Consider the following 17198-nt stretch of genomic DNA (forward strand, 5'->3'; position numbering starts at 1 on the left):
CTCCTGGGATGCCTTGCTGAAGAATATGAGCGATCCCCAGAACCCCACGCCCATCAGCACCGCGAGGAGCCAGTATTTGCCTGTGCCCGGGAGCGCGAGTTTCGAGAAACTCCTCTTCTTTATGTTGAGGAAGATGAAGTAGAGGACGTAGGGGATCCAGGCGGCCGAGAATATGATGACCCAGGCGATGACACCCGAAGTGAGCTGGCCCAGGCCGAACTGTTCGGTGGCGATCTTTTGAACCGTCGGGTTCGCCCAGATATAGCTCACTCCCTGCGCCACCGATCCCGCGCCTGCGATGATCGCGAGCACTACGCCCAGCACGAGTTTTCCCGGCTCTATCTTCTTTGTCCTGCCTTCGGCCTCCTGCGCGCCCGCCTTGTTCCTGTCGCGAGCCACGCCGGCGGCCGTGCCCAGGCAGACTGCGAGCACGAAGATCGCGATGCCGATCAGCTGGGCGTAGCTGTAAGGAGTCCCCATGACCCCCTTGTGCCAGAGTATGGGTATCAGCGCCGAGCCGGCGGTGCCCATCGATATGTTTATGACGAACGCGAGCCCGATGCCGATGTAGCGGAAGGAGAGGGCGAAGGCGATCTGCCCCAGGCCGAATGCTATTCCGCCGGCCACCATTGCGGTGAGGATGTCGGGGGGGAGGGCCTTCACGACGCTCATGACGTCATGGCCCATAAGGAGGATGCTGAGCCAGGGGAGTATTAGAAAACCCCAGAAGGAGAAGGCGAACCACGTATTCTCCTCCTCCCATCGGACCATGTACTTCATCGGAGTTGCGAATGAACCGTTGATGACGCCTGCGATCAAGACCAGCGCAAGAGCGATGATGACGATTTGCATATTGAGTTCCTCCTTGGCACGATGTATAAAATAATCACTATGAAAAAGCGAGCCATTTTGATCTCAGCGGTTGCCGCGTTTTTTTTCATGACAACAGAAGCCGCAGCTCAGGTCGGCTTCAATCCGGAGTATCTGGGCAATGCGGCCGGCGCTCCCAGGTCGGGTTTCTGTCTCAAGTTTTTCACCAGCTATTTCTACCAGAACGGCATCTCGGCCCACGATATCGAGACTGCGTTCGAGCCCCAGCTCTTCATCCCCGGCTTCACGGGCGACATAAAACGCGACCAGATCCAGTTCATAGCCCACTTGCCGGTCGGCTACCGCAGGGAGATGACCGCTGCCGGGACCGTGGAGTCGGTCACCGGCATAGGCACGCTCACGGTGAACGTGGAGCACTTCTGGCATCTCATCGACGAGGAGGATATGCAGCTCTGGTTCGATAACGCCATAACCTCCGGCTATCCTACTGCCACGGACCACGAGGGTGTGAGCACCGGCGGTGGGCTTGCGCCCTTCACGCGCATAGGCGGGAACTCATTTTCGATCGGCTGGTTCACCGAGTCTTTCTTCAGGTACAAGAAGTGGCTTTTCTCCGTCAATCCGGTCTCGGTGGCCTGGGCGTTCGAGGATGATCAGACAAACTCCCGCGACGGACTCAATATCTCTGTTATGAACAGCTCGGTAGGCTACCAGTTTTTCAAGAAGGCGGCGCTGGGTGTGAACTTCGGCTTGCAGCTCGGCAGGGTGGCCGGCTCGTACGGCCCTGCGGGCGCCGCTGCCCCGTATGTGCTACGGGCCTATGCGGGTCCGGCCGCGAATATCAGCCTGCCCAAGGATTCGAGCCTGCAGATAGGCGGGGTGATCGACTTCGCTACGAAGAGGGAATCCAAGGGCTACGGCATTTTCACCGCGCTCTGGCATGAGTTTTAGTCCCTACATGTAGTACTTCCACACAAGATAACCGAAGAGCAGGGCCACGGCGACCATGAGCATGCGGCGCACGAATGCGTCGCCGCGTCTGATCGCCATGCGGCTCCCCGCATATCCGCCCGCGATGTTGGCTAGGGCCATGGCGATGCCGATCTTGTAGTTCACGTTTCCGGAATACGCGAACGCGACGAAGGCGCCGACGTTCGAGGCGAGATTGAAGGTCTTGGCAGTGGCCGAGGCGTTGAGGAGCGTGATGTGCGAGAAGAGGACAAGGGCGACGATGAGGAATGTTCCTGTGCCGGGTCCGAAGAATCCGTCGTAGAGTCCAACGATGGAGCATGCCCCGATCGTGGGCATCCAGAGCCTTGTTCCGTGCGGCTGGTGGATGCCCACGGGGTGGAGGATCGATTTCGACATGAACATGAGGATCGCCGCAGGGGGCAGCGCCACGACCAACGCCTTGCCCAGAGCGGACGGCGGAATTATGAGCGCGAGTTTTGCGCCGAGCACCGAGGCTGCGAGCGAGAAGGGGACGCCGATCGCGGCGATCTTCCAGAGCACCTTGGCGTGACGGTGAAAATTGGCGAGTGCAACCGCGGTGCCGCTCATGGACTGGAGCTTGTTCGTGCCCAGGGCGATGTGCGGCGGGACCCCGGCGGCGAGCAGTGCGGGCAGCGAGATCAGCCCGCCGCCGCCGGCGATGGAATCGATGAGGCCGGCAGCGAAGGCGGCCGCGGACAGGAATGCGATGGTCAGCGCCATTTTTGTTTTATATGGAGATTCGGATCAGGTGACAACGAATATCAGTCAGGATACCGGCGTCATCGGTATCATGACCGGCTCGCGCCTTACTGGAACTTCGACCGGCGGCTCGATGTAGAGCAGCGAGTTCTCGAAGATCTCGGGGTCATCGGGGGCCATCAGCTCCTGCCAGTCGTCCCACTCGTCGTAAAAGGTCTGGGTGGCAATCAGGGCAATGCCTATGCCCATCGCGATCACTCCGAGGGGCAGAGAAGCCGGCGTTATCAGGAGGCAGCCCGCGGTCATGAATATGGCGCTGGCCATGCCGAGTGAACCGGATATCATCATGTGCCTGCTCGCCTCGTAGGAGAGGGTGTCGTCGCTGGCGCCGTTATAAGCCATGATGGCGTTCGGAATGAACTGGATAACGCCGCCTGCCACGCCCAGCCCCCTCATCGGCCAGAGTATCCTGGCCGGTATCACCATGGCGTTTGCCGAGAGGACATCGGTGCCGGCCTTAATGCCCGCCAGATTGCCCAAGCGTGCGGTGTTGGCCGCGCGGCTCACGAGGTAGTAGTTGTAGTAGCTGTAGGCCGCGCCCTGGCCTATGTCCACGGCGCCGTCGCCGAGCGCGGAGAATCGCGCTGATTCAGGGTCGTCGATAAAGTGATCGATCTCGATGCCGACCTTGATGCTGCCGCTGATCGCCTGGAGCGCGAACGAGGCGTAGGAGATTCGCTTTCCTACGTCGAACGCCTTGAAGGCCTGCATCTGTCTTGCCTCGTGCGCTGCTGCGTCGCCGGCGTCCAGGGCCTTCTGCGCCGACTTTATGTGATTGAATCCCTTTGAGTAGAATTTCTGCACCCCTATGAACGACAGTGTGTTTGCGGTGTCGCTGCCTATGACCGCGGCCTCGGAGGGCGCGCAGCCCTGGCCTGCGACGCAGTCCGCTATGGCGGCGCTGTTTCCAATGATGCGCGCCCCGTTTGCGGATATCATGATGCGGGACATGAGCCTTCCCTGGGCCGCGCCCGATGTGCGCAGCGCCTCCGCCTCCTCCTTGCTGAGGTCGGCATGGCGGTACTTCGCAGGGATGAACATACGCTTGAGCATCTTGGTCGAGATGTTCTGCGGCCTGTAGATCATGGTCATCGTGTCGTTGAAGAGCTCGTCGTTCGGATTGACAGCGAATCTTGAGGAATAGGTGCGGTACATCATGTTCGCGCGCGGCACGAATGCAGTAGCAAACATGGGCCTCCACAGCGCCTGCTTTGCGGTCTTGTGGACGAGCCACGCGCGGCTGCCCGAACTTGTTTCGGATTTTTCTTCCGTCGGATCCGGCGGCTCGTCGACGATCGAGTCTATGACAGGTATTACCTCGTCAGCGGGGTTCGCCTGGACGCACTCCTCAGCGTCCTCGTCGTAGTAACCGGGGACCGTGGGCAGGGCGCCGTATCCCGCGGGCAGCATCTTGAATGGCTCGTTTTCCATCTCACCCTTATCGTTCGGTAATTAAAAAGGTTGCTTGATATTTTAGAGGATACCCTTGCCCCCTTGCTTCCAGTTCGGAGGCGGGGTGGAGGGTTGCTCATGCCGGGGACGTTGTCGCCGCCGATCTTCACTTGGTCGGATGGAAATAGGCATTTGTATAATTGGCACGTTGAGTTTCGTTCGCTGCGCCGGTATATTGAGTCCATGCATCTTCTGTTCTACGCTGCGGTCACTGCCTCCCTCATGCTCATCGCATTTGCGGCGGCGATGCTGGGCATCGGCGGCGGCACGCTCTTCACGCCGTTGCAGATCTTCTTCGGCATCGAGATGCACGAGGCGGCCGCCACCAGCCTCTTCCTCAGCGCCATGCTGGGCCTCTGCGCCACCTTCGTCTATCACAGGGCGGGCAAGATCGACTGGGCCCTGGCGCTTGTGATGGGAGGCACGGCGGCGGCAGGCGGTTTTGCCGGGGGGTATCTCGCTGCATTCTTCTCCGACTTCACGCTGGTGATCATACTCGCGGCGTCGCTTGTCATTGCGGGCGCTGGCATGCTGCATCCCGGGCTCGGTCTCCATCAGCGCATATGCGGCGGGGAAGGGCGGCACCTCTGGAGGAGAAGGACATTTTTCGAGGATGAATACACCGTGAACCTGGCGGTCGTGCTCCCGCTCGCGTTTGTCGCGGGCTTTGCAGCCGGGCTGGTGGGCATCGGAGGGGGAGTGATAAACGTGCCGATCCTGGTGCTGCTCTCCGGCGTGCCCATAGACGTCGCAGTCGCGACCAGCAGCATGATCGTCGGCTTCACCGCCATCTTCGGATTTGCTGGCCATCTCGTCTCAGGGCAGTTGAACTGGACGATGATCTTCATATTCTCCATCGGCGTCGTGCCCGGCGCGTGGCTCGGCGCACGCACAATGCTGCGCCTGGACAAGAGGAGGCTGAGGCTCGGTTTTGGGATCCTCATGTTCTTCATAGCGATCGTGCTCATCCTGAGACAACTCTTCGCAGGTCATAATTAATATATAAATCAATAGGATATAGACGTTACTCCCCTGCGATCCCTGCGGCTGATTTTATTTCTTGCCCACGGCCGCATTTCAGTAATAAGAGTCGTATAAACAGCCTGGAGGTGTTTATGCGCAAAATCCTTTTGATCTTCACAGCTCTTTTGCTTGCGGCCTGCAGCCATAATGACGGAGCGGGGATGCAGTTCGACACGAATCCTGATGTCGGAAAGGCGCGGAGCCAGTTCGGCAACCTCGACGTCTTTGTGCCCGGAGCCGTGAGCCCGGATTCTTTCAGCCGGCGCATCTCCGTGGACAGGGACATGTTCATGACCGTGTATCTCAAATTTTATGATGATTTCGAGCTCGCATACGAATGCGACGGCACCGAGCTGCTGGATGGCGACACTTTTGAGACCATATTCGCCTTCACGCAGGACGCCGGTCTTCTGGAGATGCAATCGGCAATCGATGAGGAATGCATTGGAAGCGTGCCGTGGACGATATCCTTCAAAATCGTGGGCGGCGCCTCCAATGAGTTCGATTTCATGCAGTGCGGGCGTTCCATCAACGAGTTGCACGAGATCGTAGATGACATGGTCGTCTATCTGCAGCAGGTGGCGGAAGAGGAGATGCAGGATTGCAACAGCGGCTCCTATGCCTACGAAGAGGAGGTCGAGGAGTGAGGGGCTGCATCTTTTGCGCTCTCGTGCTATAATATCCTCAGGAGGCTGAGGCCATGGAAAAAAAGCGAAACATGAGTTATTTCCTCGGCGTGCCGAGGATGGGGATGAAGCTCAGGCATGACGTGCCGTACGGCGAGCAGGAGCGGGACATGCACGAAAGGGTGAAGAAGATAGATGACAATTGGGAGAAGTGGAAGGACGAGAGGGCGAAGAAAAAGAGGATGGGATAGATCCGGGTGGCGCAGATCGAACAGGGGCCGTCGTGATGACACGACGGCCTTTTTATTTTTTCACTTGTGGGCCGTCGCCGGCCTGGTCCTGGCTGCCGGCCGGCCGGGGGCAAAGCCCCAGGTGCGCACTTCGCCCGTGTCCACATGGATGAAGCCGCGATTTTTGTAAGAGCCTACGCCCCCCTGCTTCAGGGAATGCGCGAAATTTCTCAGCGCTATCTTCGACACCCCCGGCACCTCGATGTCCGCTGCGCGGCCCTCCATGTGCAGGCTTCGCTTTGCGACCCTGCGTCCCTTCTTTCGCATGAGGGCGTTTCTCTCAGGGCTGCGGTACTCCGAGATGATCTTCACCTCGTTCGACTTGAAGCGGTCCTCGACGGCGTCGAGTATCTCGATGAGCTTCGGGTCGATGTCGTGATTTTCGCCGGTGAGCCTGCATCGGAAGAAGAGGGAGATCTCTTCGAATGCGTCCTCGTTGTACCTTCCATCCTCATCCCTGTATTTGAATTGTGTGCGTTCGTTCCTGGACTGGTTGTAGAGCGTGACCGTGCCGTCGCCGCGGAGGTGTCTGGGGATGTCTGAGGCTTGCGAGGCGCTGCAGAGGCCGACCGCCAATGAACAGGCGAGGGAGATAGTCGCGATTCCTCTCCATGTCGTCGGGAATCCCATCGAGGCTTAAATTATAGTGACGAGACGCAACTGTCAATCAGTTCTGGGCCGTTTCGTCGATCTCTTCGCCGAGCCTTGTCGGCGTGGTCTCCTGCAGCCTGCAGTTGAAGTCGTCGACGACCATCCTGAGCGAATGCACTTCGCTTTCGCCGCACTTGACCGGCTCGTCTACGTAGAATGCCTTGAAGTTGCGAGAGACGACAGGGGTGAAGACACCCGGCGCCACCACTACGACGTTATCGTCTGCATCGTCGTCCGCGACATCGTCGTCTTGCTCAGCATCGTCATCCTCTGCGACGACCTCCTCGTCCTGCTCGTCCGCCTCTTCGTCCGCCACCTCTTCCTCATCCTCGACCTCGGCCGTCTCTTCGCTGTCATCCGTCGTCTCGCAGATCTCCACGCCGGCCTTCTCGAAGTGGGCGGTTATCGTGCAGGGAGGGTATGTCGTCGGGACAACCTTTGCCATGTTTGCCACAGAGTGCCTGGCCAGGATCTGCTGCGAGGAGACGATATTTATGGGCGCTTCCTCGCTCGCGGAGACAGTGAAGGTCATGTCGCCCGAGCCGCAATCGACGCCGCGGCCGTCGTTGCCTTCATCCGTGAACGAGATGTTCACGCTGCTGACGATGACGGCGTCGGCAAAGTCCTCGGCGCTCTTGTTCGAGTTTTTTTGTATCTCGAATCCATCGGTGGGGTATATCTTGAACGAGGAGCCGGCCACGCACTCCGCATTCGGCAGCGGCTCATCATTGAGCTCCCAGAGGGCATCCACGAGCTCGATCTTCGATATGACCGCGCCTGTCGCGGCGATGTCGGGGTTTGCGTCGGAGTTGATGCGCGAGTCGCTGCAGCCGGCCAGCGCTGCCGCAGTCATTGCGGCGATCAATGCTGCGAAAATCGTCTTCTTCATAATGGTCTCCTTTTGGGGCGGTTGTCTCCGCCGCTGAACTTCGAGTCCTGTATCGGCCTGCGCCTTGAAAAGTTGCTAGATTTTTTTTGCAAAAATATAAGTTTAAAAGAGCGCAAAAATCGGCGGTCGATCGAAAAAAACAGGGCAACTTTTTCCAACCCGCGCCGAAATCAACGGGACCCGGGCCGATAGGCCTTGACTGGAGGGTCTTCGGGGCTTAAGCATGCACCCCCGCTTTTCAGGCCGAATCGCCCCGCAGGGGCCATATGGATAAAGGAAGGGATCAAAAGATGAATGCACGGTATCTCAGGGAAGTGCCTCTCGGTGAAGTCCTAAGGCCCGGGCAGGTGATCGCAGCGATGACCAACCGCTCCAAGAAGGCGGCCATCGAGGATCTGGTGGATATCCTCTATAAAGAGAAGTTGATACCGAATAAGGCGGAGGCCCTGGCGCGCATCATGGAGAGGGAGGAGTTGTGTCCCACGACCCTGGGCGCCGGCGTGGCGATCCCGCATGCGAGACTCGAAGTCGGTGAGACGCCGGCGATCGCTGTGGGTCGGCATCCTACAGGGATCGATTTCGGGGCCCCGGAATCGGATCCGGTACATCTCATAGTGCTCGTGATATGGCAGCCGGAGCAGACGGGACTCTTCAACCGCCTCTTCGCCGGGCTGGTCTCCAAGCTCGCGGACGAGAAATTCAGGACGCAGCTGATGGCTGCGAAAGACGCTGGTTCGATAGCGAAGCTGTTGGCGGACGTGAAGGTGGACATGCTCACGGGCCGCGCGACCAAGTGCGAGGCCGACATGCTGATTGCGCTGCAGTGCCTCGAGACGAAGAGGAGGGCGAAGGCAAAGGGGCTGGACAAACAGATAGATCTCGCCCGCGCCGAGCTCTCCGGGAGCATGCTCTCGCGGTTCGACCGCCTCATGGAGCACTTCGGCGAGGCGCTTGTGGAGGCGCCGGACGGCGTGTGCCGCGGCTGCAGCATGCAGCTCTCCAGCGGATTCGCTTCGGAGATGCTGAGAAACCCCGAGACCGTCTATGTGTGCGAGCGCTGCGGCCGTTTCCTCATTCATCACATAGGATAGCGCCCTGTGTCATTTTTTACTCTCTAACCCATTGGTATTATTGGATAAATTTACTCATTTTTTCCGAGCAACTTTTTTTGAGTAGTGTCGATACCTTTTATGGAAGGTGTAAAAGGGAGGGGTTATGTCCAAACGTCTGATCATCATCATCTGTGTCCTCATGTCTCTCGCCGGCTGCTCTGCGTTCGACAGCGACAACACGCCGTACGTCGGGTTCTCGCCTGATCTGATCCCGGCGATCCCCGGCGGGGAAGTCGGCATTTACAGCGGTTACTACGCAGGTGCGATGACGCTCGATTCCAATTCGTGCGCCGGCGTTTCAGACGCGGTGGGCGATGCGATCGAACTTGCGATCAACGTGGTGCACAGCGCCAACATTCTCAATATCGCATTCGCGGATGAGACTGCGGCCTCAGGCGAGCTCACAGGCACGGGCGCGGTATTCATGTTGCAGACCGGTTCGACCAAGCATGTCTATTACCTCGACTTCGCTGTCGAGGATGCGGTGGCTGGGAGCTGCGAGGTCATAGAGGCGGCGGAGGACGGATCCTTTGGCGAGCCCTGCGCCAGCTATACGATCTCTCTTGAAGAGGGCGAGAAGCCTGCTGAGGAAGAGGCCTCCACCGAAGAGGCTCTATAGGCAAGACACCTGTAACAGGTCTTTACACGGCCTTTTCCCTAGAGGGAAAAGGCCGTTTTTTTATGCGCTTATCCGTTGGATCGCATTGACTTTGTAAAAGCTTCACAATAAGTTGCTGATTTGCGGTATAATTTAAGAGAGGTGACACGTGAAGCGCATAAAGACTCTGTCTGCGGCCCTCGCGATAATAATTTTATCGGCGTTTCTGGGCAGGGAAGCGGCGGGCTCTCAGGTGATCTCAGGAAAGATAACCGACCTCACCAAGGCCAACGTGGTATTCACCGGCAAGTGTGTGTCAGCCGAACCCATGGTCAAGAAGCTGGGCGAGAAGGGGCAGATCCTGGTCACCAAGTATACGTTTGAAGTCGAGGAGGTCATCAAGGGGAGCGCGCCCTCTCCGTTCTCCTTCGTCCATCTGGGAGGGTCGCGCGCGGCCGCCATGAAGCTCAAACTGCCCTATGTGGCGGGCATGCCGGTCTTCGAGGCAGGCAAGAAGTACACGGTCTTTCTCTCCAGTGAGACCTCATTAGGTCTCAGGGGCGTGATCAGCCTCGGCTGCGGCAAGTTCAACTTCGTCGAGGGGGCTGACGGCAAGGTTCAGGTGGTGAACGACTACGGCAATAAGTCGCTCTTCACCGGGCTCCCCTCCACGGCAAAGGTCGGCAAGGCGCTCTCGGTGGGCGGCGTCGCGGCCGGCGCCCAGGGCGGCCCCATGGATTACAAGAACTTCGTCAACATGGTCAAAGAGCTGGAAGGGAGGGAATGACCCATGCCTCTTCGCAGCATAGCAATCGCGTTTGTCGCGGCGGCCGTTTCCCTTTTCAGCTCGATTGCCTGCGCAGGGGGTCCATTTATCGTGGATGAGGCCGCCACCGGCACGGCGCTCCAGTGGCAGGACAAGACTCTCAAGTGGTGCCCTGATCCGGGCGATCTCGCGTCGACGGTGTTGCACGACACTGCCGTGCAATGGATTACCGAGGCGTTCGGCAAATGGACTGCAGTGCAGCTGCACAACTCATCCAATACCCTCGTGGACACTGCTGCGATCAGTGTCGCACTGGATACCGGCTGTCCGACCGAAGAGATCAACGTGGATAATTATCTGGATTACTATAACGGCGACGAGGGTCCCTCAGTCGTGATCTTTGACGAGACGGGGGACATCATAGCGGAGTTCTCGGGCGAAGAGAACAGGGAGTTCGTGGTCGGACTCTCGCAGCCTCTTGCTGCAGACTCGACCGGAAAATACATCACCAAGGGAATAGCGATCTTCAACGGGCTCTTGCTCGCCTCGGACAATACGGTCCTTGGCACTGATCTCACGACCAAGTCCGCGTATTTCAAGGCCACCGTGATACACGAGCTGGGGCATCTGCTCAACCTCGACCACAGCCAGAGCAACTATGAGGATATCAAGACCTGCGAACGGGGCCAGGCCTGCGACTACTCGCAATATATCCCCACGATGTACCCGGAGCTGATAAGCACCTCGCAGGGCGAGCTGAACCGCGACGATCAGGTGACCTTGTCGTGGATCTATCCGACCGCGGATTTTCAGAGTCAGTTTTGCGTGATAACCGGGAAGATACTCGACGGCGACGGCAATCCCCTCCAGGGCGTGCACGTCACGGCCACCAGGTCTGCAGACAGCCCGACCCCGTATGTCGAGGCGCGCTCCTTTGTCAGCGGCGCGATGTATCCCGCATGCGAGGGGGACAGCCGCTATTATCTCTACGGGATAGTCCCCGGACGGGCATACAAGGTCTACTATGAGCCGATAGGCGAGGATTTCACAGGCGCGTCCGGCTTTGAGCCTCTGGATAATCCGCCTTCCGGATTCGACGCGGGCGACATACTCGGGTCCGACGATGCGACCACGGTGAGCTGCAGCGAGGGGGGGCAGATTATAGAGATGCCCGACGTGACCATAGACACCTCCAATCCGTGCGGAAGCAGCGGCGGCAGCACCGACACGACATCCAGCAGCTCCAAAGTCTCCTGCAGCCTGTCGCGCGATCTGTCGGCTGATTCCGCCTTTGGATCGGCTGCGATGCTGTGCATGCTTGCGTCGGCGGTCCTTATCGCAGGCCGTCTTGCCGCAAATCGTAAACCATCGGGAAAGGTTTCATGAGAAGGAAGACGCGTCGCATCTCCGTCGGCAGGATCGCGATCGGCGACGGCGCCTCGGTGTCGGTCCAGTCGATGACGAATACCAGGACCTCCGACGCTGCGGCGACCGCGGCCCAGATCGAGAGGTTGGCCGCTGCCGGCTGTGAGATCGCGAGGGTCGCGGTCCCTGACGAGGACGCGGCCCGTGCGCTTCGCGAAATCAAATCCAGGATATCGATCCCCCTCGTCGCGGATATACACTTCGACCACAGGCTGGCGATGGCCGCGATCGAGGCGGGCGTGGACGGCCTTCGGATAAATCCGGGCAACATAGGTTCTCCGGAGCGCGTGGCAGCAGTGGCGGACGCGGCCAGGGCGCGCCGCATACCAATACGCGTCGGCGTGAATGCCGGCTCCCTTGAGAAGGAACTGCTCAAAAAATACGGACACCCCACGCCTGAGGCATTGGTCGAGTCCGCCCTGGGCCACGTGAGGCTCTTGGAAAAGATCGATTTCAGGGACATCAAGATTTCGGCAAAGGCATCCAACGTCGCGGACACGATCGCGACCTACAGGCTCCTCTCCGAGAAGGTCGATTACCCGCTGCACCTCGGTGTCACGGAGGCAGGGACGCTTTTCACCGGCGCGATCAAGTCTGCCATGGGCATCGGCGCGCTCCTCTCTCAGGGGATAGGCGACACGATCAGGGTCTCTCTCACAGCCGACCCGGTGAAAGAGGTGATGGCCGGCTTCGAGATACTGGCGAACCTGGGGCTCAGGGAGAGGCCGTATCCCGAGGTCATCTCATGTCCGACCTGCGGCAGGGCCCAGATCGACGTGCAGGCCCTCGCAGAAGAGGTCGAGGAGCGGGTTGCCGCCATCAGGGCGCCGCTCAAAATCGCCGTGATGGGCTGCATCGTCAACGGACCCGGGGAGGCGAAAGAGGCCGACGTGGGCATAGCCGGAGGCGACGGAAGGGGAGTGATCATCCGCGAAGGAAAGATTATGCGAACATGCCCGGAGGGGAATCTTGCCGATGAGCTCATGAAGGAGATTGAATCATTGATCAAGAGGCGCTAGGAAACAATCGATGCGATACTCACAGATACTGATACCGACGCTTCGCGAGGCGCCGGCGGACGCAGAGGTCGTGAGCCATAAGCTCATGGTCCGGGCGGGCTACATCAAGAAACTCGCTGCAGGCGTGTACACCTACATGCCGCTCTGCCTGCGCGTGCTTCGGAAGATCGAGCGCATAGTGCGCGAGGAGATGAACGCTTCCGGCGCGCAGGAACTTCTGCTGCCGATCGTCATGCCCGCCGAGCTCTGGATCGAGACCGGCCGCTGGCAGGTCTACGGAAAGGAGCTCCTGCGCTTCAAGGATAGGCACGATCGGGACTTCTGCATAGGGCCCACCCATGAGGAGGCGATCACCGACCTCCTGCGCGGCGTGGTCGATTCGTGGCGCGACCTTCCGAAGAACTGTTTCCAGATCCAGACCAAGTTCCGTGACGAGGTCAGGCCGCGGTTCGGGCTCATGCGCGGCCGCGAGTTCATAATGAAGGACGGCTATTCCTTTGACCGCGACGAGGAGTCGGCGAAGAAGTCCTACTGGAACATGTACGAGGCGTACAAGCGCATATTCTCGCGCTGCGGCCTCAAGTACAGGCCGGTGGAGGCGATGACAGGCACCATCGGCGGCTCCATGTCCCACGAGTTCCAGGTGCTCGCTGCCTCCGGCGAGGACGAAATCGTCGCCTGCGACAAGTGCGAATACGCCGCCAACGTGGAGAAGGCGGAATTGAAGCCGCCCGACCGGTCACAAGTCACAGATCGCCAGTCGCGCAAAGGCGAGTTCAAGAAGGTCTCCACTCCTGGCAAGAAGTCGGTCGAAGAGGTCTGCGAGTTCCTCAAGGTGGGACCCGAGCGACTCGTGAAGACGCTGATCTTCGATACCGATAAGGGGCCAGTGGCAGGTCTCGTGCGCGGAGACCATCACCTCAAGGAGTCCAAACTCAAGGAGGCCATCGGTGCGGAGTGGTGCAACCTTGCCGAGGAGCACACGGTCGTCGAGGCCACTGGCGCGCCATCCGGGTTCGCGGGTCCGGTGGGGCTCGGCATCCCGGTCTATGCGGATCATTCGGTCGCAGCGATGCATGATTTCGTCGTCGGAGCCAACGCGGGCGACGCGCATCTCACAGGGGTGAACCTCGGCGATTTCGAAGTCGCGAAGTTCGTGGACATCAGGCGTGCGGTCGCAGGCGACAACTGCCCGCGCTGCACCGGCATGCTTGAGGAGCATCGGGGCATCGAGGTCGGGCAGGTATTCTTCCTCGGGACAAAGTATTCAAAGCCGATGAAGGCCAACTATACCGACGAAGGCGGCGACGCGAAGGCTCTCGTGATGGGGTGCTACGGCATAGGCATCAGCAGGACCGCCGCTGCCGCCATCGAGCAGAACCACGACGACCGCGGCATCATCTGGCCGCTGCCGATCGCGCCGTTCCATGTCGAGGTCGTGCCGCTCTCGGCGGAGGGCGAGGTGGCGAAGGTCGCGGAGCGGATACACGACGACCTCGTTTCGCGCGGGGTCGAGGTGCTCATCGACGATCGCGACCTGCGCGCAGGGGTCAAGTTCACGGATGCGGACCTGATCGGCATCCCGTACCGCATAGTCGTCGGCGAGAAGGGGCTCAAGGACGGCGTGGTCGAGTTCAAGCTCCGCGGCTCAAGCGAGATGGACAAGCTCTCCCCGGCCGAGGCCGTGGATCGCATGGTCGAAATAATCGCAAGGGAAAAACCAGCCCGCGCATAAAACGGAGGTCTCTTTATGACGATGAAGCCTCGCTCCAACAAGGATAGGGTGATCGTTGCGTTGATCGCCGACCAGATGAAAGAGGCCGAGCGGATGGTGAAACTCCTCAAGGAGGACGTGCACACCTTCGAGGTCGGCGCACCCACGTACACTGCGCTCGGCCCGGATGTCATAAAGATGGTCCACGCGAACGGCTGCAGGGTCTTCCTCGATTTGAAATACCACGATATTCCGTCCACGATCTACAAGGCGGTTTATGCGGCCACGAAGCTGGAGGTCGAAGCGCTCAACGTTCACGCCTCGGGCGGCGAAGATATGCTGACGAGCACGGTGGAGGCGGCGCGCGAGGCCGCGGGCTCGAAGTCAAAGATGCCGACGCTGCTTGCGGTAACCGTGCTCACGAGCATGGAGTCGCTTGCCGACATCGGCGTGCAGTTCGAGGTGCGCGAACAGGTCGTGAGGCTCGCCAGGCTCACGCAGCACTGCGGCCTGCACGGCGTGATCGCCTCCCCGCTCGAGATATCCCCCATTCGCAAGGCCTGCGGCGAGAAGTTCTTGATCGTGACCACGGGTGTGCGTCCCCTGGGCAGCGCTGCGCAGGACCAGAGGCGCATCGCGTCGCCCGTCATGGCCATGGCTGCCGGCGCCGACTTCCTCGTCATCGGCCGCCCCGTGGTCCAGGCAAAGGACCCGCGCGCAGTCATACGTCAGATACTCAAAGAAATAGCCTGATAGCAAAATCGCACAGCCGAAGGGGTGGGGATTAGAGTACCCTGATCGGTGTCCTCGGTGCCCATTTTTTCTCCTCAATAATGATGCTGTAATTTTCAGGCCTGAATTAATCAATTAAATCAACAGGTTGAAAGTGGCTCCCAAATCCCGGGTTTGGCACCCTCTATGCATTTCTATTGTGCAGGGGAAAGCGGAGGGGGCCATGAAAGACAATATAAAGACGGTCTTAGATGACGACATGGAGCTGGATATAAGGGCCCATGAGGTCGCGAGCGCTTCAGAGGAAGCACATAAGCGTCTCCTCGACCTGCAGCTCAAGATGGCCGCGAGCTCCATCAACCACGAGTACGCCAGGCAAAAATTCGACGAGATAGCCGACCGGACCGAGCGCGAGGACCTGCTGGATTACATGGACGACTGCCACCGGGAGTATGGCGAGGCGCGCGCTCAGCTGGCCGCCTATGATCCTTACGCGCTCGCCGATTTCGAGGCGGATCTCATCAGGCAGAAACAGACGACGACCGCGCACTTCAACGCGTAGCCGCCTTAAAGAACCCTAACCCTCCTTTCTCAAGCAGGGGAACCGTCGCGAGACGGCTCCCCTGTGTCATTTCTGCCGGCATCGAATTCCTTGTAATCATCGCATTCAAAAGATAGAATTCGACATCCGGATGGGGGTCGATATGCCCGTAAAAGAGGAGCACTATCGCACGATATTCGAGCATGCGCCGCTCGGGATGCTCGTATATGACCAGCAGGGCAGGGTAATCGAATGCAATGATTCTATGATCAAGATACTCGGCTCTTCGCGCAAGGCGTTCATCGGATTTGATATTTTGTCCATGACGCAAGACGAGGCCGTGCTCAAGGCGGTAAAAGACGCGTTCGAAAAGGGAATGGGCTATTTCGAGGGGGAGTATCTGTCGATCACCGGGAAGAAACGCGCATATCTCAGGGCCATTTTCAAGAGGCTTGCGGATGAGGGGGGCGCGTCGTCAGGAGGGATCGCGATAATCGAGGACATCACCGAGAGGAAAAAAGTCGAGTGCGCCTTGGTTGAATCCGAGAACAAGTATCGACTGCTGGTCGAGAATGCGAATGAAGCCGTGGTCGTGGCGCAGGAGATGATAATCAGGTTCACCAATGCCAAGACGACTGAGATAACCGGCTACAGCGCGGAGGAGCTATGCGGCATGCCGTTCGAAAAGCTCATTCATCCGGATGACCTCCCGATGGTGGCGGAGCGTCACAAGAAAAGGATGGCTGGAGAGGCTGTGCCGAATTTCTATAACTTCAAAGTCGTCGACAAGGCCGGACGCGTGAAGGTGGTGGAGCTCAATGCCGTGGCGTTTGAATGGTCGGGAAAGCCTGCGACTCTGAATTTTCTGATGGACGTGACGGATCGCATGCGCGTTGAACGCGAGCTGGGGTTCAGCCATGAGAACCTGGCTCATCTCTTTTCTTCGGTGAAGGATTTCATATTCGTGATAGACAGGAAGGGCAGCATTATCGAGGTCAATGACGCCTTGTGCAAGAAACTCGGCTATTCGAAGGAAGGGATCGTCGGCAGGGAGATCATAGAGATATATCCGAAAATTCGCCGTAATGAGGTGAGCGGCATCATCGAGAGCATGCTCGCCGGCAAAGATATGGTCTGCAGCGTTCCTCTTCAGCGCAAGGATGGCGCGCTCCTAGAAGTCGACAGCAGATTCTATCAGGGCAGATGGAACGGGGAAAGCGCTGTGTTCGGCATATCGCATGATATGACCGAACGCATGAAAACCGAAGCAGAGTTCAGGAGGAACGAGGAGCGGTTCAGGGGGTTTTATCAAGCGATCACCGACGGGATGATGCATTCGGACGTTCACGGAAAGATAATCGACGTGAACGATGCGCTTGTCGGCATGCTGGGGTATGATCGGGATGAGCTCATCGGGAAAAACTCGATGGAGATCACCCCCGAGAGATGGCATGACCCGGAAAACCAGTTCGTTCACAGGACTGTCTTCAACAAAGGCAGGGGCGAGTTCGACAAGGAATACATCGTAAATGACGGCTCCATCATCCCTGTCAGAGTCCATTACTGGCTTGTGCGGGACGACAAGGGCGATCCCTCGGGGGTCTGGACGCTCATCCGCGACATGACGGAGAGGCGCGCAGCCGAGGAAGAGATGAACAATAGGATGGCGGAGATCGAGAAGCTCAACAAATTCATGATGGGCAGGGAGCTCAGGATCATCGATATGAAGAGGGAGATCAACGAGCTTCTCGCACGCCTGGGGGAGCAGGCCCGCTAC

Annotated in this window: 18 protein-coding genes; 13 read left to right on the top strand and 5 right to left on the bottom strand. The window is 58.9% G+C overall.

The window, feature by feature from the left end; all coding sequences use genetic code 11:
- On the bottom strand, positions 1 to 852 hold an 852-nt coding region (locus WC683_14910), incomplete at its 3' end, for an L-rhamnose/proton symporter RhaT (GenBank protein MFA4973900.1).
- 87 nt (positions 853 to 939) lie between these two features.
- Between WC683_14910 and WC683_14915 the strand changes: the two genes are divergently transcribed.
- Positions 940 to 1782, top strand: a complete 843-nt coding sequence (locus tag WC683_14915) for a hypothetical protein (protein ID MFA4973901.1) — start codon at positions 940 to 942, stop codon at positions 1780 to 1782.
- A gap of 3 nt (positions 1783 to 1785) precedes the next feature.
- On the opposite strand, the gene WC683_14920 is transcribed toward WC683_14915, so the two are convergent.
- Together WC683_14920 and WC683_14925 are read right to left on the bottom strand one after the other, a co-directional pair.
- Positions 1786 to 2544: a TSUP family transporter gene (locus WC683_14920; protein ID MFA4973902.1), complete on the bottom strand. Its 759-nt coding sequence runs from the start codon at positions 2542 to 2544 to the stop codon at positions 1786 to 1788.
- Between the two features lie 45 nt (positions 2545 to 2589).
- A complete protein-coding gene (locus WC683_14925; GenBank protein MFA4973903.1) occupies positions 2590 to 4014 on the bottom strand; it encodes a hypothetical protein in 1425 nt (474 codons plus the stop codon).
- Positions 4015 to 4218: 204 nt separating this feature from the next.
- On the opposite strand from WC683_14925, the gene WC683_14930 reads away from it, so the two are divergent.
- From WC683_14930 to WC683_14940, 3 genes are all read left to right on the top strand, one after another.
- Entirely contained in the window at positions 4219 to 5034 is an 816-nt protein-coding gene (locus tag WC683_14930) for a sulfite exporter TauE/SafE family protein (protein ID MFA4973904.1), read from the top strand.
- 116 nt (positions 5035 to 5150) lie between these two features.
- Positions 5151 to 5705: a hypothetical protein gene (locus WC683_14935; protein ID MFA4973905.1), complete on the top strand. Its 555-nt coding sequence runs from the start codon at positions 5151 to 5153 to the stop codon at positions 5703 to 5705.
- 53 nt (positions 5706 to 5758) lie between these two features.
- Positions 5759 to 5935 carry a hypothetical protein gene (locus WC683_14940; protein ID MFA4973906.1) on the top strand — a complete coding sequence of 59 codons (177 nt, stop codon included), beginning with the start codon at positions 5759 to 5761 and terminating at the stop codon, positions 5933 to 5935.
- Positions 5936 to 5995: 60 nt separating this feature from the next.
- Here the strand turns inward: WC683_14940 and WC683_14945 are convergent, their stop codons facing one another.
- A complete protein-coding gene (locus tag WC683_14945; protein MFA4973907.1) occupies positions 5996 to 6604 on the bottom strand; it encodes a DUF882 domain-containing protein in 609 nt (202 codons plus the stop codon).
- A gap of 37 nt (positions 6605 to 6641) precedes the next feature.
- The gene (locus WC683_14950) at positions 6642 to 7514 is read right to left on the bottom strand and encodes a hypothetical protein (GenBank protein MFA4973908.1); all 873 of its coding nucleotides are present in this window, start codon (positions 7512 to 7514) and stop codon (positions 6642 to 6644) included.
- A 266-nt stretch (positions 7515 to 7780) separates the two neighbouring features.
- Here WC683_14950 and WC683_14955 point away from each other — a divergent pair, with 266 nt between their 5' ends.
- The 9 genes from WC683_14955 to WC683_14995 form a co-directional block, all read left to right on the top strand.
- The gene (locus WC683_14955; GenBank protein ID MFA4973909.1) at positions 7781 to 8605 is read left to right on the top strand and encodes a PTS sugar transporter subunit IIA; all 825 of its coding nucleotides are present in this window, start codon (positions 7781 to 7783) and stop codon (positions 8603 to 8605) included.
- Positions 8606 to 8729: 124 nt separating this feature from the next.
- Entirely contained in the window at positions 8730 to 9245 is a 516-nt protein-coding gene (locus tag WC683_14960) for a hypothetical protein (protein ID MFA4973910.1), read from the top strand.
- Positions 9246 to 9393: 148 nt separating this feature from the next.
- Positions 9394 to 10011, top strand: coding sequence for a hypothetical protein (locus WC683_14965; GenBank protein ID MFA4973911.1), 618 nt, complete (start codon positions 9394 to 9396; stop codon positions 10009 to 10011).
- 3 nt (positions 10012 to 10014) lie between these two features.
- Positions 10015 to 11376, top strand: coding sequence for a hypothetical protein (locus tag WC683_14970; GenBank protein MFA4973912.1), 1362 nt, complete (start codon positions 10015 to 10017; stop codon positions 11374 to 11376).
- A complete protein-coding gene (gene ispG, locus WC683_14975) occupies positions 11373 to 12434 on the top strand; it encodes a flavodoxin-dependent (E)-4-hydroxy-3-methylbut-2-enyl-diphosphate synthase (GenBank protein ID MFA4973913.1) in 1062 nt (353 codons plus the stop codon). Before WC683_14970 ends, ispG begins: the two co-directional genes overlap by 4 nt.
- 10 nt (positions 12435 to 12444) lie before the next feature.
- Positions 12445 to 14169: a proline--tRNA ligase gene (locus WC683_14980; protein ID MFA4973914.1), complete on the top strand. Its 1725-nt coding sequence runs from the start codon at positions 12445 to 12447 to the stop codon at positions 14167 to 14169.
- 15 nt (positions 14170 to 14184) lie between these two features.
- Positions 14185 to 14901 carry an orotidine-5'-phosphate decarboxylase gene (pyrF, locus tag WC683_14985; protein MFA4973915.1) on the top strand — a complete coding sequence of 239 codons (717 nt, stop codon included), beginning with the start codon at positions 14185 to 14187 and terminating at the stop codon, positions 14899 to 14901.
- A 202-nt stretch (positions 14902 to 15103) separates the two neighbouring features.
- On the top strand, positions 15104 to 15442 hold the full coding sequence (locus WC683_14990) for a hypothetical protein (GenBank protein MFA4973916.1): 339 nt from the start codon (positions 15104 to 15106) through the stop codon (positions 15440 to 15442).
- A 142-nt stretch (positions 15443 to 15584) separates the two neighbouring features.
- Positions 15585 to 17198 (top strand): PAS domain S-box protein (locus tag WC683_14995; protein ID MFA4973917.1); only part of this gene is annotated, 1614 nt, incomplete at its 3' end.

It is taken from the genome of bacterium (assembly GCA_041648665.1).
Taxonomy (GTDB): Bacteria; UBA10199; UBA10199; order 2-02-FULL-44-16; family JAAZCA01; genus JAFGMW01.